26 protein-coding genes are annotated in these 24,024 nt (G+C 54.9%); 12 read left to right on the top strand and 14 right to left on the bottom strand.

The genetic code is table 11. The features are described from left to right. Positions 1–53 precede the first annotated feature (53 nt). A complete protein-coding gene (locus PW844_RS16910; RefSeq protein ID WP_299454160.1) occupies positions 54–1,010 on the bottom strand; it encodes an AraC family transcriptional regulator in 957 nt (318 codons plus the stop codon). A gap of 278 nt (positions 1,011–1,288) precedes the next feature. Here PW844_RS16910 and PW844_RS16905 point away from each other — a divergent pair, with 278 nt between their 5' ends. Beyond that, complete coding sequence (locus tag PW844_RS16905; protein WP_299454157.1) at positions 1,289–2,488, top strand: MFS transporter; 1,200 nt, start codon at positions 1,289–1,291, stop codon at positions 2,486–2,488. Positions 2,489–2,526: 38 nt separating this feature from the next. Here PW844_RS16905 and PW844_RS16900 read toward each other — a convergent pair whose 3' ends face one another. Then, positions 2,527–3,210: a type 1 glutamine amidotransferase domain-containing protein gene (locus tag PW844_RS16900; RefSeq protein ID WP_299454154.1), complete on the bottom strand. Its 684-nt coding sequence runs from the start codon at positions 3,208–3,210 to the stop codon at positions 2,527–2,529. 26 nt (positions 3,211–3,236) lie between these two features. Then, positions 3,237–4,679 (bottom strand): coniferyl aldehyde dehydrogenase, encoded by a 1,443-nt coding sequence (locus tag PW844_RS16895; protein ID WP_299454604.1) that lies wholly within the window; start codon positions 4,677–4,679, stop codon positions 3,237–3,239. A 113-nt stretch (positions 4,680–4,792) separates the two neighbouring features. Between PW844_RS16895 and PW844_RS16890 the strand changes: the two genes are divergently transcribed. Continuing rightward, the gene (locus PW844_RS16890; protein WP_299454152.1) at positions 4,793–5,683 is read left to right on the top strand and encodes a LysR family transcriptional regulator; all 891 of its coding nucleotides are present in this window, start codon (positions 4,793–4,795) and stop codon (positions 5,681–5,683) included. A 10-nt stretch (positions 5,684–5,693) separates the two neighbouring features. Here PW844_RS16890 and PW844_RS16885 read toward each other — a convergent pair whose 3' ends face one another. The 6 genes from PW844_RS16885 to PW844_RS29465 form a co-directional block, all read right to left on the bottom strand. After that, entirely contained in the window at positions 5,694–6,953 is a 1,260-nt protein-coding gene (locus PW844_RS16885) for a chloride channel protein (protein WP_299454149.1), read from the bottom strand. Beyond that, positions 6,950–7,135: a hypothetical protein gene (locus tag PW844_RS29470; protein ID WP_367187763.1), complete on the bottom strand. Its 186-nt coding sequence runs from the start codon at positions 7,133–7,135 to the stop codon at positions 6,950–6,952. Before PW844_RS29470 ends, PW844_RS16885 begins: the two co-directional genes overlap by 4 nt. A 290-nt stretch (positions 7,136–7,425) precedes the next feature. Next, positions 7,426–7,647 carry a hypothetical protein gene (locus tag PW844_RS16880; RefSeq protein WP_299454146.1) on the bottom strand — a complete coding sequence of 74 codons (222 nt, stop codon included), beginning with the start codon at positions 7,645–7,647 and terminating at the stop codon, positions 7,426–7,428. Positions 7,648–7,842: 195 nt separating this feature from the next. Then, positions 7,843–8,241, bottom strand: a complete 399-nt coding sequence (locus PW844_RS16875) for a cupin domain-containing protein (protein WP_299454143.1) — start codon at positions 8,239–8,241, stop codon at positions 7,843–7,845. 118 nt (positions 8,242–8,359) lie between these two features. After that, entirely contained in the window at positions 8,360–9,589 is a 1,230-nt protein-coding gene (locus PW844_RS16870) for a Bcr/CflA family multidrug efflux MFS transporter (RefSeq protein WP_299454140.1), read from the bottom strand. A 280-nt stretch (positions 9,590–9,869) separates the two neighbouring features. Next, positions 9,870–10,016, bottom strand: a complete 147-nt coding sequence (locus PW844_RS29465) for a YdgH/BhsA/McbA-like domain containing protein (protein WP_367187762.1) — start codon at positions 10,014–10,016, stop codon at positions 9,870–9,872. Between the two features lie 390 nt (positions 10,017–10,406). Between PW844_RS29465 and PW844_RS16860 the strand changes: the two genes are divergently transcribed. Then, positions 10,407–11,300 (top strand): LysR family transcriptional regulator, encoded by an 894-nt coding sequence (locus tag PW844_RS16860; RefSeq protein WP_299454138.1) that lies wholly within the window; start codon positions 10,407–10,409, stop codon positions 11,298–11,300. 45 nt (positions 11,301–11,345) lie between these two features. Here PW844_RS16860 and PW844_RS16855 read toward each other — a convergent pair whose 3' ends face one another. The 4 genes from PW844_RS16855 to PW844_RS16840 all read right to left on the bottom strand — a co-directional run bounded on the left by PW844_RS16855 (position 11,346) and on the right by PW844_RS16840 (position 14,684). After that, entirely contained in the window at positions 11,346–11,942 is a 597-nt protein-coding gene (locus PW844_RS16855; RefSeq protein WP_299454135.1) for a tetratricopeptide repeat protein, read from the bottom strand. Positions 11,943–11,986: 44 nt separating this feature from the next. Beyond that, on the bottom strand, positions 11,987–12,586 hold the full coding sequence (locus tag PW844_RS16850; RefSeq protein ID WP_299454132.1) for a tetratricopeptide repeat protein: 600 nt from the start codon (positions 12,584–12,586) through the stop codon (positions 11,987–11,989). Positions 12,587–12,643: 57 nt separating this feature from the next. Further along, complete coding sequence (locus PW844_RS16845) at positions 12,644–13,201, bottom strand: hypothetical protein (protein ID WP_299454129.1); 558 nt, start codon at positions 13,199–13,201, stop codon at positions 12,644–12,646. An 82-nt stretch (positions 13,202–13,283) separates the two neighbouring features. After that, complete coding sequence (locus PW844_RS16840; RefSeq protein WP_299454126.1) at positions 13,284–14,684, bottom strand: PLP-dependent aminotransferase family protein; 1,401 nt, start codon at positions 14,682–14,684, stop codon at positions 13,284–13,286. Positions 14,685–15,051: 367 nt separating this feature from the next. Here PW844_RS16840 and PW844_RS16835 point away from each other — a divergent pair, with 367 nt between their 5' ends. Genes PW844_RS16835 through PW844_RS16795 form a run of 9 tightly spaced genes read left to right on the top strand, consistent with a single transcriptional unit; the run spans position 15,052 to position 22,376 of the window. Continuing rightward, positions 15,052–15,534 carry an MSMEG_0572/Sll0783 family nitrogen starvation response protein gene (locus tag PW844_RS16835; RefSeq protein ID WP_084879338.1) on the top strand — a complete coding sequence of 161 codons (483 nt, stop codon included), beginning with the start codon at positions 15,052–15,054 and terminating at the stop codon, positions 15,532–15,534. Between the two features lie 13 nt (positions 15,535–15,547). After that, positions 15,548–16,549 carry a Nit6803 family nitrilase gene (locus tag PW844_RS16830; RefSeq protein ID WP_299454120.1) on the top strand — a complete coding sequence of 334 codons (1,002 nt, stop codon included), beginning with the start codon at positions 15,548–15,550 and terminating at the stop codon, positions 16,547–16,549. Next, entirely contained in the window at positions 16,509–17,618 is a 1,110-nt protein-coding gene (locus PW844_RS16825) for an MSMEG_0568 family radical SAM protein (protein WP_299454117.1), read from the top strand. The genes PW844_RS16830 and PW844_RS16825 overlap by 41 nt, the downstream gene beginning before the upstream one ends. Positions 17,619–17,624: 6 nt before the next feature. Further along, positions 17,625–18,188, top strand: coding sequence for an MSMEG_0567/Sll0786 family nitrogen starvation N-acetyltransferase (locus PW844_RS16820; protein ID WP_299454115.1), 564 nt, complete (start codon positions 17,625–17,627; stop codon positions 18,186–18,188). After that, positions 18,185–19,156 carry a sll0787 family AIR synthase-like protein gene (locus PW844_RS16815; RefSeq protein ID WP_299454113.1) on the top strand — a complete coding sequence of 324 codons (972 nt, stop codon included), beginning with the start codon at positions 18,185–18,187 and terminating at the stop codon, positions 19,154–19,156. Before PW844_RS16820 ends, PW844_RS16815 begins: the two co-directional genes overlap by 4 nt. A 2-nt stretch (positions 19,157–19,158) precedes the next feature. Beyond that, complete coding sequence (locus PW844_RS16810) at positions 19,159–19,449, top strand: MSMEG_0570 family nitrogen starvation response protein (RefSeq protein WP_299454111.1); 291 nt, start codon at positions 19,159–19,161, stop codon at positions 19,447–19,449. Positions 19,450–19,466: 17 nt separating this feature from the next. Then, entirely contained in the window at positions 19,467–20,726 is a 1,260-nt protein-coding gene (locus tag PW844_RS16805) for an MSMEG_0569 family flavin-dependent oxidoreductase (protein ID WP_299454109.1), read from the top strand. After that, positions 20,707–20,976, top strand: a complete 270-nt coding sequence (locus tag PW844_RS16800) for an acetyl-coenzyme A synthetase N-terminal domain-containing protein (protein ID WP_299454107.1) — start codon at positions 20,707–20,709, stop codon at positions 20,974–20,976. Before PW844_RS16805 ends, PW844_RS16800 begins: the two co-directional genes overlap by 20 nt. Continuing rightward, positions 20,895–22,376, top strand: a complete 1,482-nt coding sequence (locus PW844_RS16795; protein WP_299454106.1) for an AMP-binding protein — start codon at positions 20,895–20,897, stop codon at positions 22,374–22,376. The genes PW844_RS16800 and PW844_RS16795 overlap by 82 nt, the downstream gene beginning before the upstream one ends. 22 nt (positions 22,377–22,398) lie before the next feature. On the opposite strand, the gene PW844_RS16790 is transcribed toward PW844_RS16795, so the two are convergent. Next, a complete protein-coding gene (locus PW844_RS16790; protein WP_299454104.1) occupies positions 22,399–23,946 on the bottom strand; it encodes a phosphoethanolamine transferase in 1,548 nt (515 codons plus the stop codon). Between the last annotated feature and the right edge of the window lie 78 nt (positions 23,947–24,024).

Below are 24,024 nucleotides of genomic sequence, written 5' to 3'. Positions count from 1 at the left end.
AGGTGGGTTGAGATTTTTAATAATCTAAAATCTATATTTGTTTTGTGAGAGTCTCATTTTTCGCCTTCATTGGCCGCGAAAGGGGCCAGATGCTGCAGCGGACCGTCCTGTTTTGCCAGACGATGTGCTGATGGCGGTAACCCGTAAACGCGCCTGAAGACGGTGCTGAAGGTGCTTTCGGAGGCATAGCCCAGGCGAAAAGCCAGTTGCTTGATCGGCTCGGCACTCAGTCTGAGGGCTTTGCTGGCAATCTGCATGCGCCAGTGCGTGACATAATTCAGCGGGGAGGTGCCGGTAGTTTCGCTGAACCGACGTGCAAACCCGGCGCGTGACATCCCGGCGATATTTGCCAGTTCCATCAGATGCCAGTTTTTTGCCGGTTCGGCGTGAATGGCGGTAATTGCACGCATAATGCGCGTGTCGCGCAACGCTCCCATCCAGCCCTGCAACTGCGCCTCGTCAGAGAGCACCCAGCTGCGGATACCTTCAATCATCACCAGATGCATCAGATGGTTCCCGGCGACGGCGGAACCCGGGCGGTGAGACTGGCTTTCGGCATGCAGCCGGGTCATCAGCCAGCTGAGCGTAGAGGAGGACTCCGAATCGGCGTGCAACGGAATCACCAGCGGCAGCAGATCCAGCAACTGCTCTGCGGAGACCGGATCGATCTCCATTTTCCCCGCCAGGAGCAGGCTGTCGTCACCACCGTAATCGGCGAGGCCATTTTTTCTCACATAGGGCACGGTGGCGGACGCGACCGGGGTAAGGGCAGGATCGGAGGCCATGATGAATGGCGCTGAACGGGTGATGATCACCCCGTCACCGGCAGTAAGCGCACGCCAGTGATCTTCAGCCACCAGACGGAACCAGATTTTTCCTTTACGCACCGCCATAAACTTCATCCCGGAAAATCCGGGATAGCACATCGACCAGCTTGCTCCGGTAGTTTGTCCGGTGGTGATATAGCTTTGGGCGGACAAGAGCTGAAGCACATCGGATAACGGGTCCATAAAACGCTCACAATATAGCGGAAGGGTTAATAGTATCTGTTAACGCCCCGATTCTGTAGCGGCGCAATTTATTGCGCTTTTATCATCTGCATCTATGATTTTTGCTCATAACACTATTCACCTTTACGCGGTTCATTTTGCGCTAACATTTTGCTAAAAGACTCGCCTGTCATTTTCAGTGATAGTGTTGGTTCCGTGCTCATCACATCGTAATCACTCCACACGCATTTCCGGCTCCAGCCCCAATAATCAAGCAATGCAAAATAAAAGGAGAAAACGTGGCCAAAGCGGCACATGCCTCTCACTCTGTGGGAATGACCAAAAGCCTGACCTTATTATTCTCGATCGCCGGGGGGATAGCGGTAGGAAACCTTTACTGGGTGCAACCTCTGCTCGACTACATTGGCAACGCATTTCACGTTTCTTATAGCCATGCTGGATTGTTGGTCACCCTGACACAGATTGGCTATGCGTTAGGTGTACTGTTACTGGTTCCGCTGGGAGATAGCCACGATCGCCGCCGCCTGATTCCCGCCATTATGGCGGTATCCGCCCTGGCGTTAATTGCCTGTGCTTTTGCACCCACGTTTAGCTTCCTGCTGGCTTCACTGTTTTTTGTTGGTCTCACCACGGTGACGGGCCAGTTACTGATTCCGTTAGCGGGCGATCTGGCGGCGGATCACCAGCGCGGCAAAATCGTCGGCACCGTGGTTTCAGGTGTTCTGACCGGCATTCTGGCTTCGCGTACGGTCAGCGGCCTGGTGGCCGATGCCTTCGGCTGGCGTGCGATTTATGTTCTCGCGGCGCTGATGACGCTGGCTTTGGCCCTGATTCTGTTACGGTCTTTGCCAGCCGATCAAAAACGCGCAGCGGGTTCATACCCGCAGCTGCTGGGTTCTATTATCACGGTCGTGCGTCAGCATCCTACCGTGCAGGTTACGCTGGTCCTGGGGGCCATTGGGTTTTCAGTGTTCACGCTATTCTGGACCGGGCTCACTTTTTTACTCAGCTCGGCTCCCTACGGTTACAGTGCCAGCCAGATTGGCCTGGTCGGCCTTGTGGGGCTGGCTGGCGCACTGGCCGCACGACGTGCCGGGCGACTACACGATCGTGGTTGGTCAGCCGGTGCGACAGGTGGGGCGTTGCTGCTGGTGATGGTGTCCCTGATCATTGCCGAGATCGGGGGTTCCTCCATCTTTGCCATTCTGGCTGCGGTGTTATTGCTGGATATCGCCATTCAGGCCACCAACGTACTCAATCAGACGCGATTATTCGCGGTGGATGTCACGGCAAGGAGCCGTCTGAATACGGCGTTTGTGGTCAGCAACTTCATCGGTGGGGCGATCGGTTCTTCTCTGGCAGGTACGCTGTGGCAACTGGGTGGCTGGTCAGGGATTACCGCAGGAGAGATGGTCCTGACAGGCTGCGCGTTGCTGATATGGCTGGTACAGCGTAAGCGGCTGACGGTATTAGCATAAAAACAGCCCGCAATCCTTCTCAGGATTGCGGGTGGCGATTACTTGCCAGCCAGTTTGCTCAGCAGACGTTTGGCGACATCTTCGGAGCTGGCCGGGTTTTGTCCGGTGACCAGATTGCCATCTTCCACCACAAACGACATCCAGTCGGCACCTTTCTGGTACTTAGCGCCCTGGGCGATAAACACATCTTCAATCAGGAAAGGCACCACATCCGTCAGTTCCACCGCCGCTTCTTCGCTGTTGGTAAAACCGGTGACCTGCTTACCTTTCACTAACGGTTCGCCATTGGCGGCTTTGACATGGCGCAGTGCGCCCGGTGCATGGCAAACGAAGCCAATCGGTTTACCTGAGCGTTCAAAAGATTCAATCAACTGAATGGATGTGGCCGACTCGGCCAGATCCCACAGCGGACCGTGACCACCAGGATAAAACACGGTGTCAAACGCCGCCTGGTCAACGGTGTCCAGCTTCACGGTAGTCGCCAGCGCCTGCTGCGCCGCCGGGTCGGCTTTGAAACGGTCGGTCATTGCGGTCTGAAAATCAGGCAGGTCGCTTTTCGGATCCAGCGGTGGTTGCCCACCTGCCGGAGAGGCCAGCACAATCTCTGCACCTGCGTCTTTAAACACGTAGTAAGGTGCAGCAAATTCTTCCAGCCAAAATCCGGTTTTCTTACCGGTATTGCCCAGTTCTGCGTGTGACGTCAGTACCATTAACACTTTCATGATAAATCCTCAGGTTACGTAGTGAATTACTGCTGTTGGGTCTGGAATGACTGGTCAAGCATTGAGGCGATGATGGCCGTTTTTTCCTGATAAGGCGCACGTAGCCGCAGGTTTGTGGTTCCCGCCTCGTCCTGAATCACCACCGGTTTGGCGTGGCTGAAACGTCGGAAGCCGTGAATGCCGTGGTAAGCGCCGATACCTGACGCACCGACCCCACCGAACGGTAAACTGTCGAGAGAAGCATGCGTCATCACATCATTGATGACCAGTGCGCCAGATGTTGTTTGTTGTGCCATCTGCTGCTGATGCAGCGGGTCATTACCAAAATAGTAGGCAGCCAGCGGACGCGGATGCGCATTGATGTAAGCAATGGCTTCACTGGCTGAGGTCGCATAGGTTTTCATCGGTAACAGCGGACCAAAGATCTCTTCCTGCATGATAAGCATCTCTTCGCTGACATCGAGCACCAGATGCGGCGCGATTTTTCTGCTGCGGGCATCGAAATCCGGCTCACCCTCAGGCGCCAGGCTGACCACCCGTGCGCCTTTGCTTTTCGCATCGTCAAGCACCGCAAGCAGGCGCTGATAATGACGATCGCTGATGATTGCCGTGTAATCTGGATTCGCCTGGACAGTCGGAAATGCCTGACGCATAAAGTTGCGGGCTGCGGTGACAAATGTGGCTTCAGCCTGCGGTGGCAGCAGCAGATAATCCGGTGAAATACAGATCTGTCCGGCGTTAAAGGTTTTAATGGTCATGGTTCTGGCTGCGGCCAGTGCGGCATCGGCATCCACATCCAGCACCACCGGCGATTTACCGCCCAGCTCCAGCGTCACCGGCACCAGGTTCTCTGCGGCAGCACGCATGACGTGTTTACCCACAGCGGTGCTGCCGGTGAACACCAAATGGTCGAAAGGTAAACGGCTAAACGCCTGTCCGACATCGGCATCACCTAGCACCACGGTCAGCTCCTGCGGGTCGAAATAACGCGCGACCAGTTCAGCCAGCAGTTCGGAGGTTTTTGGCGTCAGCTCCGAGGGTTTCAGCATCGCCGTATTACCGGCGGCAAATACGCCTGCCAGCGGACCGAAAGCGAGGTTGATGGGGAAATTCCACGGACTGATGATGCCCACCACGCCAAGCGGTTGCGGTGCAATCCATGCCTGCATACCCGGGACCGGTACTTCGGCTGCTTCCGGTTCCATCCATTGCGCCAGATTATCGGCGGAATGTTGCAGCATATTGATGGTGGTGACCAGGTCGGCAGCCATGGTCTGGTACAGGCTGCGATGGCCGAAATCAGCACTGATCGCGGCGCTGATGGCAGCATGGTTATCACGGATCAGCGCGATGCTGCGCATCAGGCGGTCACGACGTAATTCAGCTGAAGCCGGACCCGCCTGCAAATGGGCGTTCTTCATCGTTTGCAGGATGTGCTGCAGCTGTTGATCATGGGGAGCGTTGTTCATCATCTTTTCCTGTCTGAATGCGTTTACTCAAGATGCGACAAGCTTAACCGCGCTGGATTTCCGCGGCTAACAAGGCTATTTTCGTGGGGGTATAAATTAATTTATGGGGACGTATGTCACTGGTTCGTTTGCGCACCTTTATGGAAGTTTACCGTCAGCGATCAATTTCCGGCGCGGCCAGAGCGCTGAACCTGACGCAACCTGCGGTATCTCAGCACATCAGCGGCCTCGAAGTGGCGATCGGACGACCGTTATTTGAACGCCAGCCACAAGGGGTCATGCCCACGCCAGCGGCTGAGGATTTGGCGGCGGATATTGGCCACTCCCTCGACACCGCCGAATCGGCACTCGCTTCGGCCAGGGCGCGTTCGATGGATGTCAGCGGTACTTTGCAAATTATCGGACATGCCGATTTTATGGCGGATAAACTGGCCGGGGAGCTGTTGCCGTTGCTGGAAAGCGGTATCCGGGTACATATGCATACCGGTGATGGTCCGCTGGTGGCGCAAATGGTCATTGAAGGTCACTGTGATCTGGGGATTACCGCGCATCCGGTGACCGATAGCCGTCTCAAAGGGGAAGTTATCTTTAGCGACAAGGTAGTGGCGGTAGCCGCCCCTGAGGTAGCGGAGCGGATCCATACCCGCCACGATTGTGCGGCGGGCCTGCTGCAGGAGCCGCTACTGGCGTATAACCTTGAACTTTCGCTGATCGATCACTGGCTGGATAAAAATCGCATCAAATACCAAACCCTGTTGCCTGCGCTTGTCGGCCAGGATTTACGGGGTCTGCGTAGCCTGCTGCTGCAGGGATTTGGCTGGTCGGTGATGCCGCTGTTTTTGTGCCAGCAGCATATCGACAACGGCGAGTTGGTCGCTCTGCACGCCCCCGTGGGAGATACCGAAATACGTTATAACCTGGTCTGGCTGCCCAGCGCACTGCGACAGCCAAGGATTGCCCATGCCCGGCAAACCCTGGTCTGGCGGCTGAACCGGGCAAATTGAGGAACGCGCATCAGAATGCGTGCTTTTTCTCCAGCACCCGGCAGGTAACGAAAGCACCGGCGGCGCACAGCAGGGCGGGAACAAAATAGTCATGATCCATGTGGGTAAACTCCATCACCAGCGTCACGGCGGTCAGCGGCATTTGCATTGATGCTGCGAGGAAGGCGGCACCGCCCACCAGCGCAAAGCTGCCGTTGTCACCGCCGGGGAAAGCCAGTTGCCAGAGAAAGCACAGCAGCAGGCTCAGCAGCCCCCCGACGGTTAACCCAGGGGTGAGTAGCCCACCTTCGGCTCCGCCCCGCAGCACCGCCAGAATGACCACCATCTTCAACCCAAGCAGTAACGCCGCATCTCGGTAATCAATACTGTCGCTCAGGGCCAGCTGCATCGGCCCTTTACCGTTGCCCGGTAACTGGGGGAAATGGAGGCTGAGAACAGCGAGCAGCGCGAACGCCAGCAAACAAAAAACCGGCATTTGCCAGTTGGCACGGACACCGGCGCGGGCGGCACCGGTGGTTTTACGAAACAGCCATGCGGCACAGCCCAGCACCGGACCCGCAACAATCGCCCACGCCAGGAAAGAGTGGGAAAGGGTGCCAGAGGTAAAGTGATATTGTGATTCATTGCCCAGCCCCAGCGTTGCCGTCCAGGCCGCGATGGCGGAGGTGATGATGGCGGCCAGCGCTTTCTCCCAGCTGAACGACAGCAGCAGCACTTCAAGGCTGAACAACGCGCCGGCCAGCGGCACGTTGTATACCGCAGCCAGGCCAGCACCGGCACCACAGGCAATCAGCGTGCGGGTTTCGTCGGGATCCAATCCCACCCGGCGAGCCATAAATCCCCCTGCCAGCGCCCCCATTTCCCGTGGCGCAACTTCACGCCCCAGCGGAGATCCCAGTGCGACGGTGATGATTTGCAGCAATGCATGCAGGGTGGTGGTTCCCATCGGCATCCTTGCGCCAGATGGCGCAGCAGCCGCGGCGACAGAGACCCGCTTGCGCCCATAGCGGCCGAGCAGCCACCAGCCACACCCGGCGACGATGCCCCCGGTTACAATGGCTGCAATACGGCGCAGATACTGTGAATCCGTCACCCCTTGCAGAAAAGATTCCGGGCTGATGACCCGGTCCATGCTGTAGCCAAAAGCGAGATGCTGGATGCTGTGTAAAATCATGGCGAGGAGCATTCCTGCCAGCCCGGCAAGTAATCCGGTTATTACCACTGCTGCCAGTCGCGGCAGGTATTTTTTATCGCCAGAAGAGGGAGTCATGACCAGGCGTCCTGTAAAAAGTGAAGCGTCAAAGATAACAGGGGCTTAGTCAATAGAAAGTCTATCAATGAATATTTAAATATTTTCCCACTGCGTGCGTAAAAGATCTTCATATCATTCCAGGCCAGTGTCACTCTGTCTTCGCAGCTTTCCGTTGCACTTAACGCCACAGCAAATGCCATCTCTCGTAAGCAGATTATTAGGTGCAGATGCTCAGGCAATGGCGTGGGTATTGATGTCAGATTATTTCATTTCACAAATAAATAGTTGAGGTTTGGCTGTGTCGCTGGATATGTTACGGGTCTGTTCTGAATTACTGGAACTTGTGCGGATAAAGAAGTGTGCTGATGTGTAATCATTAATTATTGGCATTTTAATTTCCTGATTCTGTTTTAATATTTCACTCCCAATATGATTATATTATAATGACCATTGACGCGTCCCTGCGTCAATGGGCGCCAGCAGGATGGTATTATTTTTTATCTTCTGGAGGTTCAGGGATACTGGCTTTGCCCAGTTTTATTTTAAATCGCTCACCTTCTTTTTTGATTTTTGCCCCCCGCTCACACCAGTAATCGGAGAGAGCAAAGAAGTCATCACTGCTGATATCAAAATCGATAACAACTTCTTTGAATTCACCGTTGAGCAGCTTCTCGTTCACCTCACGAATTGATGTGGCTTTTACGCTTTTCATCTCGTTCCCCGGGTTAATGTCATCAGATTACAGCCATGCTTTTGTAGCACAGTTTTGGGGCAAGAACGGAAAATTAGGAGAGAACCAGGCCACTTTCTGGTGCGATAATTGGTCAGGCGATTGTTATTTATAGAAAATCATTCTGCCCGGTGCGTCACCGGGCAGAGGGTTTTCTGAGCGGTTTCAGAGGCGTTGTTACTTCTTGTATTGCTCGTCGGTGACCTTTTCCATCCAGTCAACCGGGCTGCCATTGACAGATTCGGCGATGGCGATATGTGTCATGGCATTGTCGGGGGTTGCACCGTGCCAGTGTTTCACACCTTCCGGGATAAAAATGATATCACCCTGATTCATCACCACGGTCTCTTCACCTTCACACTGAATCCAGCCCTGACCGTGAGTAATGATCAGCGTCTGGCCGAGCGGATGGGTGTGCCATGCGGTACGCGCACCCGGTTCGAAGGTCACAGTCGCGCCACCCACCTGAGCCGACCCGGTGCCACTAAAAGGTGCATCAAGACGCACGGTGCCGGTGAAATACTCTTCCGGGCCTTTGCGTGAGGGTACGGAACCATTAGGGATAATTTTTAACATGTTTACTTCCTTCTTAATCAGTCTCTGAATAACAGCTAAACCTTAGCAAAGCTGCGGGCCGAGGATTAGATGCCATACGCGGGATGTACCTATGAGCATTATTCATGAATTTGTTGCACTACTGGCGCGTTGTGACTGAGGAGAGGTGGTTATGACGCTTCAGCCCCCAACTAATAACGCAACCGGTGATAGCAACCGCACCTAAAACCGCACCCATCGGCCAGGGAGAGCCATCTTTCCACCATCCCAGCACTGCGGCGCTAAAGATGCCTGAGCCATAATGCATGGCACCAATTAACGATGAGATACCGCCAGCATTGGTGGTGGCCTCGGCTAAGGCACCGGCAACCGAGTTGGCTACAATCAGCCCGTTCATGGCAGCATAAACCAGAAATGGCAGGATCAGGCCGCTAATGCCGCCCCAGCCTGAGCGACTATCCAGTGCGAACATCACCCCGGCTAATGCCGCAATGGTACTGCCGAGATGGAACAGACGATCGCTGCCGATGCGTTTCACCGTACGGCTGTTGAGAAAGTTGGCACCCATCACGCCAATAATATTGACGCTAAACAACAAGCCATAAATCTGCGGTGAGATATGGTAATAGTCGATATAGGCAGAAGGCGTACCGGCGATAAAGGCGTAAAACCCCGCGTAGTAACAGGCTCCCGCCAGGCCATAACCCATGACCCGTTTATCCTTCAGTATTTTGACGTAGTCCTTCAAAGCATAGGAGAGCGGGGTGGTGGCGCGTGATTCAGGGTTGAGCGTTTCCGGCAGAAAGGCCAGCCCGACGATGGCAATCACGCCCAGCAGCACCATAAACCAGAAAATCATATGCCAGTTACTCCAGGCCATGATTTGGCCACCGAGTATCGGGCCGGATAACGGCGCAACCGCCATAAATAAAATCAGCGTCGACAGCATTTGTGCGGCACGCTCGCGGCTATAGAGATCGCGTACCATGGCCCGTGCCAGTACCGGTCCGGCACAGGCTCCAACAGCTTGGATCACACGCCAGCTGACCATCTGGGTGATGGTGGTGGATAAGGCACAACCCATTGAGCCGATCAAAAACAGCACCAGACCGAGCGCCACCGGAATGCGTCGTCCATAACGATCACCCGCTGGCCCCCAGATTAATTGCCCAAGGCTAAAGCCAATCAGAAAGCCGGAAAGGGTGAATTCGATTCCCCCGCTGGCAGCATGCAAATCCTTGCCCATCACCGGCATCGCCGGCAGGTAGAGGTCAGTTGATACTGAGGCAAACGACATCAGTGCGCTCAGGATAATCAACAGACGTAAATCACGCCGTTGCGTTACAGCGTCCATCACAGGAGTAGTCATAGTCGGTTTCTTGCTGGAGAAGTTATTCATGCAGGTGCGGAGAACAATCGGTATCTGCAGGTAAATTAACAGATTTTTTGCCGATGATTAGCCTGGCGACAGGGATTGACCTTATGAGGCGGATTCATAAAAGATGCCGAACGCCAGCCAGGGCGTTCGGTGACATCCATTTATTCCAGACAATAGCAAACCAGGACACCGATACCAGGTGTACGCAATAGAATTAAATTAATCCGGAGAAGGGCTTATATCGGCTTATTTGGTCTTCAGAACGGGGGAATTACTTATAAATTTCCGCCACACCGTAAAGTTTATTTTCACCGCCAGCGGCGATAATTTTCATTGATGTTGCGCCCTGTGCCTCGGCCTTATCCGCCAGTTTATTGGTCAGCCCGTCGAGGGAATAGGCACCGGAAGCAGAAACCACACCGACTTTTTGTTTACCGGCGGTATCGTTGATGACATCGACGGCAAAGGCGCTGTTAACAGCAAAAGAGTGGTTAAGGCAAAAGCGGAAGCGATTAACGTTTTCATAGAAACCTCACATAATTAAAAGAAGAGTTGGCTAACGACGAGATAATAGTATCATTACGAATTACAGTTTATTAGCGGGCAAAACCCGATAGGCGTAATGAGTAAAACTCATCAGTACCGCTCCAAAAGGTTAAGCATTGAACCGAAATCTGGCTTAGAACAGGGCTTATGTCACAATCCGTCAGCTTTTTCTGGTCAATTTGTGAATAAATCACATATATTTCAGTTTGTGTATGGTTTTCAGGCCGGTAGCCTGACAAAAGATGACAAAGAGGCGTAATCGATGCTCAGGGAAAATTTTAACGACCTCATCTATCTGGTGATGGTGGCGCGAGAGCAGAGTTTTACCCGTGCTGCAGCCAAACTGGGGGTATCGCAATCGGCGCTGAGTCACTCTATTCGTGGACTTGAGGAGCGGCTTAATACCCGCTTACTAACCCGCACCACCCGCAGCGTGGCACCGACGGAAGCAGGCGAGCGATTAATTCAGAATGTCGGGCCGATGATTGCCGATATCGAAAAAGCCTTGCTGCAATTAACCGATGATCAGGGTAAACCCTCCGGGAATATCCGTATTACTGCCGGGGAGCACGCGCTGGCTTCAACCCTCTGGCCGTTATTAAAACCTTTTTTACAGGCCTACCCGGAAGTCAATATTGAATTATCGGTGGATAACACCCTGACGGATATTGTCAGTGGCCGCTTTGATGCTGGGGTGAGGTTGGGTGAACAGGTTGAGAAAGATATGGTGGCGGTACGCATTGGTCCGGACTGGCGCATGGTAGTGGTGGCTTCCCCCGGCTATTTCGCACAAAACGGGATACCGGAGACCCCCTATGAACTCCAGAACCATAACTGCATCAATATGCGTTTGCCGACACTCGGGGGGATTTATAACTGGGAATTTAGCAAGGATGGCAAAGAGATCCGGGTCAAAGTTGAAGGACAGCTGATTTTTAATAACCTTGCCTCGCGCGTTGATGCCGCATTAACCGGAATGGGGATCGCCTATGTGCCTGAAGATAGCGCCAGAAAATACATTGATGAGGGGAGACTTCAGGTGGTGCTGGATGACTGGTGTGCGCCTTTTGCCGGTTATTATCTTTACTATCCCAGCCGTAAACAGCACACCGCGGCATTTTCGAAATTGATTGAAGCGGTGCGCTATCAATCGTAATCGGCGTGGGCAGCCGACCTACAGTCGTAGAGTCGGCAACACTTGTCAGTTAGCGGCGGAGGTTTCCACGGTGTAAACATTAACCGCGAAAGATTTCACCTCATCCTTGAAGTTGTTAGTGGATACCGCGATATAGGCATTCTTCGTGGTTTTAAATTGCTTCAGCACGATCTGGACATTTCCCGTGCAGACAAAAGAGGTGGCGAGATTGCCTCCTTCTTCTGAGAAGTCTTTCAAAAATGAGCAATCCTCGGCATGCCCGTTAGCTTTGAAGGTGGCATCGTCGCCTTGCCAGGAAAAGGTCGCGTTAACTCCCTCATCGATGGATTTCGCGATCAGACGCTGTGGTGTTGTGGTGGCTGAGGGTTGGCTGGCAGTGCTGACCCGATAAATCTTTTTCGCTTTCATCTCTTTCACGGTAGAGCAGGCTTTCGGCACCCCGCGATCACAGGCGGTGCTATAGAGCTCAGTCGCTTTGGAATAATCCTTTTTCACGCCCAGCCCGTTGAGATAAAGATATCCAAGGGTGGTCATCGCCTCTGGCACGTCTTTCGCCACCGCCTGTTCCAGATAAAAGCGGGCTTTGGTGTAATCCTGCTTCACGCCTTCACCATCAGTGAGCATGGCGCCCAGATTGGCCATTGCGGAACTGTTGCCCTGGTCAGCGGCGAGCGCATCGTTACGTTTTACCCCGATCCCATCGTCGTACGCGCTGGCGAGGGAAGCCTGTCCCTGAGGGTTACCGAGCGCGGCTGGGACTTCTCATAATACTGAAACGCCTTACGAGTGTTTTTAGGCACCCCATCACCGGTGGCATATTTCCAGCCGATCACCACCTGCGACTCGCTGTTACCGGCATCAGCGGCCAGTTGATAATACTTAATGGCCTGAACGGGATCTTTTTTACCATTCAATCCCTTGCCATAGATTACCGCCAGATTGTTGTAAGCGTCGCCCTGCTGCGCCGGACCGGCCTTTTTATACAGCTCGATGGCTTTATCAAGATTCTTCGACACACCATTACCATAGGTATACATCATGGCGAGTGCATAACAGGCATCCGGGTCATCCTGAGCCACCGCTTTTTCCAGCCACGCCTGTGCTTTGCTATAATTTTGCGTGACGCCGTCACCTTTCAGGTAATCGATGCCGAGGGTCGTTTGGGCGGCGGCATTACCGTTAGTTGCCGCAGTTTGCAAATCAGCCAGACTTTCCCCGGCATAGGTAGCACTGCAACAAAATAATGTCACCAGCAGAGCGATAGCGTTAGGGGTAAATAGTTTCATCTCAATATTATCCAGAGGGGCAATGGCTAAGAAGGGGAATTAAGTACATGAACAACATCATGACGCCTCTTTCGCACGCAGCAATTCTTCCAGCGCGGCGGATTGCGTCACCAGAGCATAATATTCACTCTTAAACAAATTGATCTTGCTTTGATTGCCGCCATTGGTTTTTATCACCGCGCTTAAATCTTTGAACCTGCCGATGGCGTTATAATAACGTACCAGTTTGTCGACATACTCAGGGGGGAGGTTCTGTAACTTAGGCAACGTGGCTTTATAAATATCATCATGCAAATAGCCAGCAACAACATCAAGCCGCTCAATAGCTTCGCTATCGTTATCTGGTAAAGGGACGCAGACTTCAAGCCCCTCGACGAGGGATTGCTCATAGCCTCCGGTTTCCACCGCCTGCAGGTTATATTCCACCTCGGAGTGCAGCATGATTTTTATTTTTTGCACTTCATCAATAGCATTTTGTTCTTTATCCACTGAGGCAGAGTGATTGCCCCAGAGAAATATGCCTAAAGCGACGATGACCGAAAACGCTTCCCAGTTTATTTTTCGCAATAACCCCATAAAAAATATTTTGATGTCAGCAAATTTAGGCCATGTCATCCTGACTTACCCGATTTAATTAAAACAGGCGATCAATGTTGCCAGCATCATCATCATTATTCAAGAGAACCCATTAATATGCTTAAAGGATCACACTGCCGTAATGCTGAGGATTCAGCATGACATGGGCAATAGTCTGTAAATTTTCCGCGCAGGTTTCCCGTGACCAGGAGCCACCCAGACAAATACGCAGCGCATCCGGTGGGTTATTATCGGTGCAAAAGGCCGCACTTGAGACAGCACTAACGCCAAGCTCGCGCAGCTTTACCGCCATCTCGGCAGGATTCCAGTTGAAATGACGCGGCAGCTGCAACCAGAGGTGGAAACCCTGCGGTGTGGCTCGGTAACTAAAATCGCGCAAAATGTCACTGGCCATTTTCTGGCGAATCACCGATTCGGCACGCACGGAAAGCAACACCCGATCGGCGGTGCCATCGCTGATCCACTGGGTCGCCAGCGCGTTGGTAATCGGGCTGGCCATGACGTTCAGGGCGCGCAGCGCACCCGCCAGCAGCTGGGTATTGCGCTTACCCGGACCTTTGATAAATGCGGTGCGCAGCCCCGGCCCAAAACATTTGGACATGCCGGTGACGTACCAGGTCAGTTCAGGGATGAGCTCGCTGAACGACGCAATATGCTGTGTCGCCAGCGCAGCATAAGCCTCATCCTCAATCACTGGCACGCTGTAACGTGATGCCACATCAGCCAGCGCTTCACGGCGGCGCAGCGGCAGCGTCAGGGTGGTGGGGTTCTGGATGGTGGGATTGATATACAATGCGCTGATGTTGCCGGTCTGGCATTGATGTTCAAAGGCGCGCGGCAGCGGGCCATCTTCATCGCAGGGCAGGGATTGCAGCGTAATATTCAGCTGGCTGGCGATGGCTTTCAGGCCCGGGTAGATCAAATCACTGACGCACACGCTGCCACCCTTGCGGCACAGCAGGGTCAGCAGTCCCACCAGTGCGCTATGGATCCCAGGGGCGACCAGAATGTCTTCCATGCTCACGGCGGGCAACTGCTTCTCCAGCCAGACCTTTGCCATCGCCTTATCATCGGCCTGCCCGCCAAAATCCTGGTAACGCAGCAGGCTGAGAATGTTTTTCTGCGCGAACAGGTTAATCGCCCCTTCACTGATCGCCTGTGCCAGCTCGATACCGGGTTCAATCGGTGAATTCATCGTCATCTCATAACTGCTACCCCCGCTCAGCGGGACGGCGGGCACCTTACCACGAATGTAACTGCCGAGGCCTGGCCGTGAGTCAATCAATCCACGCCGTTTGGCTTCCGCGTAGCCACGGGTCACGGTGGTGTAATTGAGCGCCAGCAGCAGTGCCAGCTCACGTAACGGCGGCAGACGATCGCGGGGCTGAAACTCGCCGCTGTTGATGCCGTCGGCGATGATATCGGCAATCAACAGATAAGCCGGGCGTTGGGTGTTCTGATTTTGATAGCTGTTCCAGCGACTGCCGAGTTTATTAAGCATGCAGACAATTCCAGCAAAATGGCGAAGTGTGCATCACTATTGCCTGGCGGAGGTTAATCTGCAATCACCTTATCCATTGATTGCATCATTGATTGCATGATGATTTTAGTTGTGTGCATTTATGGTGCAAATTGGCATCAATTCAGTGCATCTCAACGTGATTTCTCACTATCTTGCACGGCAGGTTATGGGAATGTTAGTAGGATGAAAATTTTTTTTGCGCATAATTTGAGCATTTGATGGGCTATTGATTGCATGCCCCGGATCTGCCGCTGGCACGTACCTTGCTCCAGTCTCTGTGCATCACCTGCGATGTACCATGACGGGGAGCGAGGCTCCCCCTGATCAAAACCGGGAGAAACGTGCTATGCCAAAAGTAACTTTGCCAGCTCATAAGACGGGTGATTTCTTTGTCGATTACGAAGAAAAAGTGTTTGAAGATGTGAAGGCGGAGCCGGGCCAGAAGGCGCTGGTGACTTTCCACACCGTGGCTTTTGAAGGCTCGATCGGTTTCGTCAACATGCTCCAGGCTACCCGGCTGCAACGTAAAGGATTCGAAACCTCCATTCTGCTGTATGGACCAGGCGTATTGCTCGGCGTGCAGCGTGGTTTCCCGACCATCGGAGCCGAAGCTTTTCCCGGTCACCAGAACTATGCCAATCAGCTGACCAAATTTATGTCTGAAGGCGGCAAAGTTTACGCCTGCCGCTTTGCCTTACAGGCCCTGTATGGTCACGGCGAGCCTTCGCTGCTGGAAGGGGTTCGTCCAATCAATCCGCTGGATGTGCTGGACCTGAAACTGCTGCACGTGCGTGACAACGCGGTGATCATCGATACCTGGACGATGTAAGCGGAGGCGCGTTATGGCTGAGTCACGCATTATTCGTGCCGCCGCCGCCCAGATTGCGCCAGATCTCCATGAGGCCAGCAAAACGCTGGCCCGGGTGCTGGACGCTATCGATCAGGCAGCCGCACAGGGGGCAGAGATCATTGTCTTTCCTGAGACTTTTGTACCTTACTACCCCTACTTCTCGTTTATCACGCCCGCGATGACCGCCGGGGCGGCGCATCTGAAATTGTATGACCAGGCGGTGGTGGTGCCCGGCCCGATCACCCATGCGGTGGGCGAACGTGCCCGTCTGCGCAACATCGTGGTGGTGCTGGGGGTGAATGAGCGTGACCACGGCACGCTCTACAACACCCAACTGGTGTTTGATGCCAGCGGGGAACTTGTGCTGAAGCGTCGCAAGATCACCCCGACCTATCACGAACGGATGATCTGGGGGCAGGGAGACGGTGCCGGATTGAAGGTGGTGGAGTCCGCGGTTGGGCGCATCGGAGCCTTAGCTTGCTGGGAGCACTACAACCCGCTGGCGCGCTACAGCCTGATGACTCAGCACGAGGAGATCCATTGCAGCCAGTTCCCCGGTTCGCTGGTGGGGCCGATTTTTGCCGAGCAGATGGACGTCACCATTCGCCATCATGCGCTGGAGTCCGGTTGCTTTGTCATCAATGCCACTGGCTGGCTCACTGAGGAGCAAATCAACGAACTGACCAGCGACCCGGCCTTACAGAAGGGTCTGCGTGGCGGCTGCAACACCGCCATCATCTCGCCGGAAGGCCGTCACCTGGTGCCGCCGCTGACCGAAGGTGAGGGGATTTTGATTGCCGATCTGGACATGGCCCTGATCACCAAACGCAAACGCATGATGGATTCTGTCGGCCACTATGCCCGACCAGAATTACTCAGCCTGCGCCTTGACGCGACACCTGCCCGTTATGTGGTGGCGCGTGATGATGAGTCCGAAATGGGAGGAGACCGCGATGCAGAACGTACCGTCTACGCGCCAGCAGCTGATCACTGAGCTGCTTACCCAGGGGGTTAACGTGATCAATCCCCGCCAGGACCATGTCAGCCGTCATGGCGGCGCCGGGCCATCGGATCATCAGGCGATGAATATCGATGGTGTGACGGTGATGGTGCCGATCTACACCCATTCCGCGCGCCAGTCGCCGTGGCAGGTGAAACACGAGGAGTCCGGTGCCACCCGGCTGTACAACAACCTGATTCCGGTGCGGGAGATCAGCATCGCCCAGAAACCGCGTTTTTATGAGCGACAGACGGCGGACGGCGTACCCTACTCGCAGATTGCGACGCTGCATGGCACCGACGTGCTGGCGACCACCGTGCTGCAAACCTGCATCCGCTATGAAAATCGCGCCAAAGCCTGCCAGTTTTGCGCTATCGGGCAGTCGCTGGCGGCGGGCAGCACCATTGCGCGTAAAACCCCGCAGCAACTGGCAGAAGTGGCAAAAGCGGCCGTGGAGCTGGATGGGGTGAAACATATGGTGATGACCACCGGCACCCCCTCAGGCAGCGACCGTGGTGCCCGCATTCTGGTGGAAAGTGCGCTCGCCATCAAAGCGGCGGTGGATTTGCCGTTGCAGGGACAATGCGAGCCACCGGGAGATGCGAAATGGTTCCGACGCATGAAAGACGCAGGCATTGATGCGCTGGGCATGCATCTCGAAGCTGTCACGCCGGAAGTGCGCGCCCGCATTATGCCGGGTAAGGCCCAGGTGAGCGTGGATCAGTATCTTGAGGCGTTCGCCGATGCGGTGGCGGTGTTTGGCCGGGGCCAGGTCAGTACCTATATCCTGGCGGGTCTGGGCGATACGCCGCATGCCATCCTGTCGCTGTCGAAGACGTTGATTGACCTCGGGGTTTATCCGTTTGTGGTGCCTTTTGTTCCGATCAGCGGCACACCGCTGGAACATCATCCGGCCCCTGACAGCCAGTTTATGTCGTCCATTTTGCAGCCGCTCGGGCAGATGCTGAGCCAGGCAAGCCTGCGTTCCAGCGATATCAAGGCGGGGTGTGGCCGTTGCGGTGCCTGCTCATCACTTTCCAGCTTCGAACAGGCGATGGCGTAAGGGGGCATGATGAATCACTACGCGGGTTACACCATCAAATGGGTCACGCTGCCGTGGGAACGGCGGCAGGCTTACGCACTGCGCCAGCGGGTGTTCTGCCAGGAACAGGGATTGTTTGAGGGCGATGACCTGGATGACATCGATGGCCATGCCCGGCTGCTGGTGGCACTTGGCAGCGTGGGCGGCTGGCATGATGAAGTGGTGGGCACGGTACGCATCCATGAACTGGCACCAGGGGTCTGGATGGGATCGCGTCTCGCCGTGGATAACGCCTACCGTCGCCAGGGCCAACTGGGGCCGACGCTGATCCGTCTGGCGGTGTGCAGCGCTCATGCGCTGGGCTGCCGGGAATTTTATGCCCAGGTGCAGCATCAGAACGAACCGCTGTTTCGCCGCATGCACTGGCACACGCTGGAGTGGCTGGATTTGCGTGGTGTCCGCCATGCCAGGATGCAGGCCGATCTTAACTTCTATCCCCCCTGCTACGACCCGCTAAGTGGCATGGTGATCAATACCCCGGTGCGCAAGCCAGCTGAGATACCGATCTTTCTGACGGGGGTGGCGCAATGAATCATGACTTACCCGCGCTGATTGCACGGCTGCGTGCTTTTAGCGGCCTCACCCATAAGCGTGATATCCAGCAGGTGGCGCAGCAGCTGCGCGATGCCTGGCCTAACCCGAACCCCAATGGGGATGATTGCGCGCTGATCCCGGATGGCAGCGGCTACAAGCTGCTGGCGATGGAGGGATTTATTAATCGCTTTGTCGCGGAAGACCCGTGGTTTGCCGGCTGGTGTGGCGTGATGGTCAATCTGAGTGACATTGCTGCGATGGGCGGACGCCCTCTGGCGGTGGTTAATGCCCTGTGGGATGACGCGTTACCCCATGCGGAGCAGATCCTGCAGGGGATGGCGGCAGCATCACGCGCGTATCAGGTGCCGGTGGTGGGCGGCCACACCAATCTGCGTAGCGATCAGCCACAACTTGCCGTGGCTGTGCTGGGGGAAACGACCCATCCACTCAGCAGCTTTGCCGTACAGCCGGGGCAGACGCTGATGGTGGCGATCAATCTGCATGGGCGCTGGCATCCTCCCGGTTACAACTGGGATGCGGCAACCCATGCCGACCCTCAGGCCCTGCGTCAGGCGTTGTCTCTGCTACCGGCGATGGCCGACGAAGGATTGATTCAGGCAGCGAAAGACATCAGCCAGGCCGGGCTGGCGGGCACGCTGGTGATGATGCTGGAGAGTAGCGGGCTGGGTGCCGGGCTGGACCTGACGCAAATTCCCATCCCGGCTGGCGTGGAACTGGAGCAGTGGCTGTGCGCCTTCCCCAGTTTCGGTTTCCTGCTGGCTGTGGAACCACAACATTGCGACGAGGTGGCTGAACGCTTTACCCGCTGCGGGATTGCCTGTGCAACGGTGGGACATTTTACCCCGGAAAGAAAACTCATCATGCAGTACCAGCAGCAGCGTACCTGCTACTGGGATCTGGCACAACAGCCGCTTACCGGCATGAACAATCAAGAGAGGAACTGACGATGCCTGCAATGCATTTTGTCGTTTGCTGGCCTGACGGCAGCAAAGATACCTGTTATTCCCCCTCCACCGCGATTGAGAAGCATCTGGAGGTGAATCATCCCTATATGCTGGCGGAGTTCGTCACCCTGAGTACCCGCGCGCTGGATGAAGCCAGTGAAAGGGTAAAAGCGAAGTTCGGTTATTTCTGCTCCAGCGCGCAGGATCAGTCTGCGGTGATTGTGCAAAAAGCCCGCCAGTTCACGGCGGAGCAGCAGGTCATTGTGGAAAAAATCACCCCCGTCCCGGTCTGATAACAAGCGAGATTACGATGAACAACAATCATTATCCTGTCGTCATTATTGGCGGCGGGCAGGCGGGTCTCGCCATGAGCTGGAACCTGACGCAAAAAAACATCCGCCATATCGTGCTGGAACGCCACCAGCTGGCCTGGGCATGGCGCGAACAACGCTGGGACAACTTCTGTCTGGTGACGCCTAACTGGCAATGTAAGTTGCCCGGTTTTCCCTATGACGGCGACGATCCGCACGGCTTTATGCTGCGCGATGAGATCATCGATTATGTTGCACGCTACGCCCGTAGCTTTAATGCGCCGTTACGCGAAGGGGTTAACGTGTTGCGCGTAGAGAAAACGCCACAGGGTTTTCAGTTGCTGACCTCTGCCGGGGTTTTCACCGCTGATCAGGTGGTGATCGCGGTGGGTAATTATCATCGCCCGCGCTTCCCGGAGATCGCCGCACAACTGCCAGAAAGCATCATGCAGGTGCATTCCGCCAGCTATAAATCGGCGCAGCAACTGCCCGCCGGGGACGTGCTGGTGGTGGGATCGGCGCAATCCGGCGCACAGATCGCGGAAGACCTGCATCTGGCCGGTCGCCGTGTGCATCTGTGCGTGGGCAGCGCGCCGCGCGTAGCGCGGTTTTACCGTGGGCGTGACGTGGTGGACTGGCTGGATGATATGGGACATTACCGTCTGACGGTGGACGATCATCCGCTGGGTGAAGACGCGCGGCGCAAGACTAACCACTATGTCACTGGCCGTGATGGTGGGCGTGATATCGACCTGCGCGCTTTTGCGTTGCAGGGTATGCAGCTATATGGCCGCCTGCTGGGTTATCGCGACGGCAAACTGCTCATTGCCGATGACCTGAAGGCTAATCTGGACGGCGCTGACGCCACCTCGCAGAAAATTAAAGACAGTATTGATGTCTGGATCGCTGAGCAGGGTATCGACGCACCCACTGAAGCGCGCTACCAGCCGTTGTGGCAACCGGAAGAGAGTGCAACGCATATCGATCTGACCAACATTGCCGCCATTATCTGGGCGGTGGGGTTCCATACCGATTTCAGCTGGATCGACGCACCTGCATTCAATGATAAAGGCTATCCACGGCATACCCGTGGCGTCTCGGTTCAGCCGGGGCTGTATTTCCTTGGATTACCGTGGCTGTGGACCTGGGGATCAGGCCGCTTTGAAGGTGTGGGTGAAGATGCCGCCTGGCTGGCGGAGGCGATTGAGCAGCAGCACCAGGGCGCTGCGGAGGCGGTGTATGTCAATGATCACCGTTGAGGATGGCGCGTTCTGGCAGCAGGAAGCGCAGCGTCTTGACTGGCAGCAGGGCTTTAGCGCGCTGGTTGCAAGTATTGAGGGTGGGCCGCGCTGTCGCTGGTTCCCCGGAGGGAAAACCAATCTGAGCTATAACGCCCTCGACCGCCATCTGGCGACCCGGGGGGAACATTGCGCCATTATCCACCGCGATTACCTTGGGCAGACCATCGGCTCAGCTACCGTGAACTCTGGCAGCAGGTCAACGCCCTGAGCAGCCTGCTGGCAAGCTGGGGGATTCGCCAGGGAGATCGGGTGCTGATTACGTTACCGATGACGCCGATGGCCGCCATCGCCATGCTGGCCTGCGCCCGGCTTGGGGCGGTGCATGTAGTGGTTTACTCTGCCAGTACCAGCGAAGCGCTGGCCCAGCGTATCCACGCCTGCCAGCCGGTATTGTTGATCCACAGCAGTGAGAAGCGCAGCCGCGAGAGCCTGCCCTCCATTCCTGCTGCCACCGCCACGTTACGTGAGGCAGATATTGCGAGTGCGGAATTTAGCCGTGAGCTGGCGCAGCATCACGGGCGCGTGGTGCCCTGTGTCTGGGTAGAGTCGTCTCAACCTTCACATTTGCTATTTACCTCCGGCACCACGGGAGCGCCAAAAGGTATCGTGCGCGATACCGGTGGCTACGCCGTGGCGCTGCTGGCTAGCCTGAATCACCTGTTTCAGGTTCAGGATGATGAGATTTTCTTTACCACGGCGGATGTAGGATGGGTCACCGGACATAGCTACGGCGTCTATGCACCGCTGCTGGCGGGGATCACCACGGTCATGTGTGAAGCCAGCCCGGCGAATGCCCCTGGAGAAAGCTGGTGGCAAATGGTGGCGGAGCTGGGCATCACCCGTATGTTAACCATCGCAGGTGCGATCCGCATGGCGCGCCAGCAGGGGACGCCGCGTGCCAGCCTGTCGGCGCTGCGATCGCTCTATCTGGCTGGCGAACCGCTCGACAGTACAACTCATGACTGGGTGAGCACGGAGATGTGTGTGCCATGCGAAAATCATTACTGGCAGACTGAGTCCGGCTGGCCGCTGCTGACGGGGGCGGGCAGCGGCCTGAAACCGGTGTTCAGCCGCTCAGTGGCGATCGTGGATCCGGCGAATGGTGCATTATGTCTTGCGGGGGAAGCCGGGATGCTGGTGGTAAATGGCACGCTCGGTCCGGGTGGCATGTCAACGCTCTGGCAGGATGATACGCAGCATGATCAACGTTACTGGCTACAGCGGGATGGGCACTGGAGTTACGCCACCCATGATTGTGCCATGTGGGTGGGCGATACGATCGTGATTCAGGGGCGTATGGATGACGTGATCAACATCGGCGGCAAACGTCTGGCGACGGCGGAAGTAGAAAATGCACTGGCGGGTCTGGATGGCATCGTTGAAGTGGTGGCTACCCGCATCCCACATCACCTGCTGGGTGAAATGGTGGCGCTTTTTGTGGTTACCGATGGGCTAAATGCGCAACAGGAGGCGGCCCTGAAGCAGCAAATACGCGAACGCCTGGTCAGTCGCTGTGGCCGTTACGCGCTGCCGCGCAAGATTCACTTCCGCCGTTCGCTGCCTAAGACCTTTTCAGGGAAGTTTTTGCGCCGGGTGCTGAGTGCGTGACTGGTAAGGCGTCTCACAGGGGCTAGTCGATTATCGGGTTATTTTTCAGTTCATTATAAGGAATAAGGCCTACCCCGTTAAACACGGTTCTCTGCTGATCGGCGATCTGTTGCGGGGACCGTGCCGGTATCAGCTCGCTATTGATACCCGTCAGCTGTGAAAACAGCGACATAAAATGTCTGGCGCTGATGGGGGTGTCATCAATCAGATGTTGGTGGTTATCACTGGTGAGAATAAAGAACGGAATATTGTAATTTTGCCGCGCATCATTGCCATGACGTACCGGACGCTCACTGTCATCGACAGTCATACCGTGGTCAGAAAAATAGACAAGTGCGTAAGGTTCGCCGCTGCGCGCCAGAATGTCATGGGCGCGTTGAATAAAGGTATCCAGCTTCTGCAGGGTAGCGAGATAGCAATTGAAGCTCTCCTGCTGGCTGATATGCAGATTAACCGGATAGCCATTTAAGCGTGAACAGGTGTCGGGATGAGAACCGATCATATGGAGAAATACGGCATTATCGGTGCTGTGGTTGCTACTCACAATGCTGCGTAAATGTTCCAGCAACGTCATATCATCCGTATCGTTCTCTTCATAATCCCCTTTCTTGAAGAAAACCTGATGATTCACTCTGCTGGCAATGAGGGTTGCTGGCGTGTCAAAGGTGCCGAGATATCCCTGATTTGACACCCAAAAGGTGTTAAACCCCGCTTTATTCGCCAGGGCGACAATGCTGTTATTTTCCTGCGTTTTCACCCCGTCACTGAGCGCGAGCGTGCGAGGCAATGACAGGTAGGTATTAGGTGCAGTGGAAATATAGTCAGTAAAAAACAGACCCGGAGCCGTATTCAACCACGGCGTGGTGTTATGCTGATAACCATAAACGGATAAATAATCCCGTGCGACACTCTCGCCAATAATAACAATCACATTCTTGTATTTTCCGCTATGGCTGAGGATAGGAAAATCATCTGTAATTGAATTGGATGCTTTTAGCTTTTTTAACTCCAGACTGGCCTTGTACACGGAGGTGATAACTTGCGTTGCCATCCTGTTTGGAAAGGAATTCATATTAACCATGACGAAAAGAGTGAAATAGATGGCCTGATGTTTTTTGCCAAAGTCGCCACCGTAAATAATAAATAGCAACAGTGAGGTGATTGCCATAACAAACAGCAACCAGGCGGTAAAGCTCACCCCTTGCAGGAACTCCAGACTTTCACCTGGATTAGTCTGCAATGCTGACACCACATAAGGGTAGCTGATCCGCCCAAAGTTGTAACCTACCGGGATATAGAGAGAAAGAAGCAGCAGCATTAAGCCTGAGAAGTAGAAAGTCAGCGGGTTTTTTCTGGCAATAAAAAGAATAATGAACGTCAATACGATATTTCCCGCACTGGCGTATCCCGCACCGACGGGAATGGCTAGCGCGGCGATTACTGCCGGAATAATCCATTTTAATGCTGACTTAATCGCCACTGAGTTTTCTTTTAATCTCAGTGGTTGTTTAGAAATATCTACTCTATTTTCAGCCATAACACTTTTCCTGGATGGTAAATACCAGCGCATCTTTTAAAAGTCGCGCAAAGTACATCAATCCGGGAAAGGATTAAATGACGTGGGGTTGAGATATTCCTGAATATCCAG

The sequence above is a fragment of the Pantoea sp. genome, assembly GCF_028283705.1.
Lineage (GTDB): Bacteria > Pseudomonadota > Gammaproteobacteria > Enterobacterales > Enterobacteriaceae > Pantoea.
Note: the sequence above shows the minus strand (reverse complement) of the source record. Positions and strands in the feature narration are given on the sequence as shown.

Bases quoted from the DNA above. Each gene is read 5' to 3' on its own strand.
- PW844_RS16850 (WP_299454132.1), bottom strand. From the start codon at position 12,586: ATGAAACTATTTACCCCTAACGCTATCGCTCTGCTGGTGACATTATTT.
- PW844_RS16800 (WP_299454107.1), top strand. From the start codon at position 20,707: ATGTCAATGATCACCGTTGAGGATGGCGCGTTCTGGCAGCAGGAAGCG.
- PW844_RS16810 (WP_299454111.1), top strand. From the start codon at position 19,159: ATGCCTGCAATGCATTTTGTCGTTTGCTGGCCTGACGGCAGCAAAGAT.
- PW844_RS16840 (WP_299454126.1), bottom strand. From the start codon at position 14,684: ATGCTTAATAAACTCGGCAGTCGCTGGAACAGCTATCAAAATCAGAAC.
- PW844_RS16890 (WP_299454152.1), top strand. From the start codon at position 4,793: ATGTCACTGGTTCGTTTGCGCACCTTTATGGAAGTTTACCGTCAGCGA.
- PW844_RS16815 (WP_299454113.1), top strand. From the start codon at position 18,185: ATGAATCATGACTTACCCGCGCTGATTGCACGGCTGCGTGCTTTTAGC.
- PW844_RS16900 (WP_299454154.1), bottom strand. From the start codon at position 3,210: ATGAAAGTGTTAATGGTACTGACGTCACACGCAGAACTGGGCAATACC.
- PW844_RS16820 (WP_299454115.1), top strand. From the start codon at position 17,625: ATGATGAATCACTACGCGGGTTACACCATCAAATGGGTCACGCTGCCG.
- PW844_RS16845 (WP_299454129.1), bottom strand. From the start codon at position 13,201: ATGACATGGCCTAAATTTGCTGACATCAAAATATTTTTTATGGGGTTA.
- PW844_RS16830 (WP_299454120.1), top strand. From the start codon at position 15,548: ATGGCTGAGTCACGCATTATTCGTGCCGCCGCCGCCCAGATTGCGCCA.
- PW844_RS16790 (WP_299454104.1), bottom strand. From the start codon at position 23,946: ATGCGCTGGTATTTACCATCCAGGAAAAGTGTTATGGCTGAAAATAGA.
- PW844_RS16895 (WP_299454604.1), bottom strand. From the start codon at position 4,679: ATGAACAACGCTCCCCATGATCAACAGCTGCAGCACATCCTGCAAACG.
- PW844_RS16880 (WP_299454146.1), bottom strand. From the start codon at position 7,647: ATGAAAAGCGTAAAAGCCACATCAATTCGTGAGGTGAACGAGAAGCTG.
- PW844_RS16885 (WP_299454149.1), bottom strand. From the start codon at position 6,953: ATGACTCCCTCTTCTGGCGATAAAAAATACCTGCCGCGACTGGCAGCA.
- PW844_RS16855 (WP_299454135.1), bottom strand. From the start codon at position 11,942: ATGGCCAATCTGGGCGCCATGCTCACTGATGGTGAAGGCGTGAAGCAG.
- PW844_RS16835 (WP_084879338.1), top strand. From the start codon at position 15,052: ATGCCAAAAGTAACTTTGCCAGCTCATAAGACGGGTGATTTCTTTGTC.
- PW844_RS16805 (WP_299454109.1), top strand. From the start codon at position 19,467: ATGAACAACAATCATTATCCTGTCGTCATTATTGGCGGCGGGCAGGCG.
- PW844_RS16860 (WP_299454138.1), top strand. From the start codon at position 10,407: ATGCTCAGGGAAAATTTTAACGACCTCATCTATCTGGTGATGGTGGCG.
- PW844_RS16825 (WP_299454117.1), top strand. From the start codon at position 16,509: ATGCAGAACGTACCGTCTACGCGCCAGCAGCTGATCACTGAGCTGCTT.
- PW844_RS16870 (WP_299454140.1), bottom strand. From the start codon at position 9,589: ATGACTACTCCTGTGATGGACGCTGTAACGCAACGGCGTGATTTACGT.
- PW844_RS16910 (WP_299454160.1), bottom strand. From the start codon at position 1,010: ATGGACCCGTTATCCGATGTGCTTCAGCTCTTGTCCGCCCAAAGCTAT.
- PW844_RS16875 (WP_299454143.1), bottom strand. From the start codon at position 8,241: ATGTTAAAAATTATCCCTAATGGTTCCGTACCCTCACGCAAAGGCCCG.
- PW844_RS29470 (WP_367187763.1), bottom strand. From the start codon at position 7,135: ATGGCATTTGCTGTGGCGTTAAGTGCAACGGAAAGCTGCGAAGACAGA.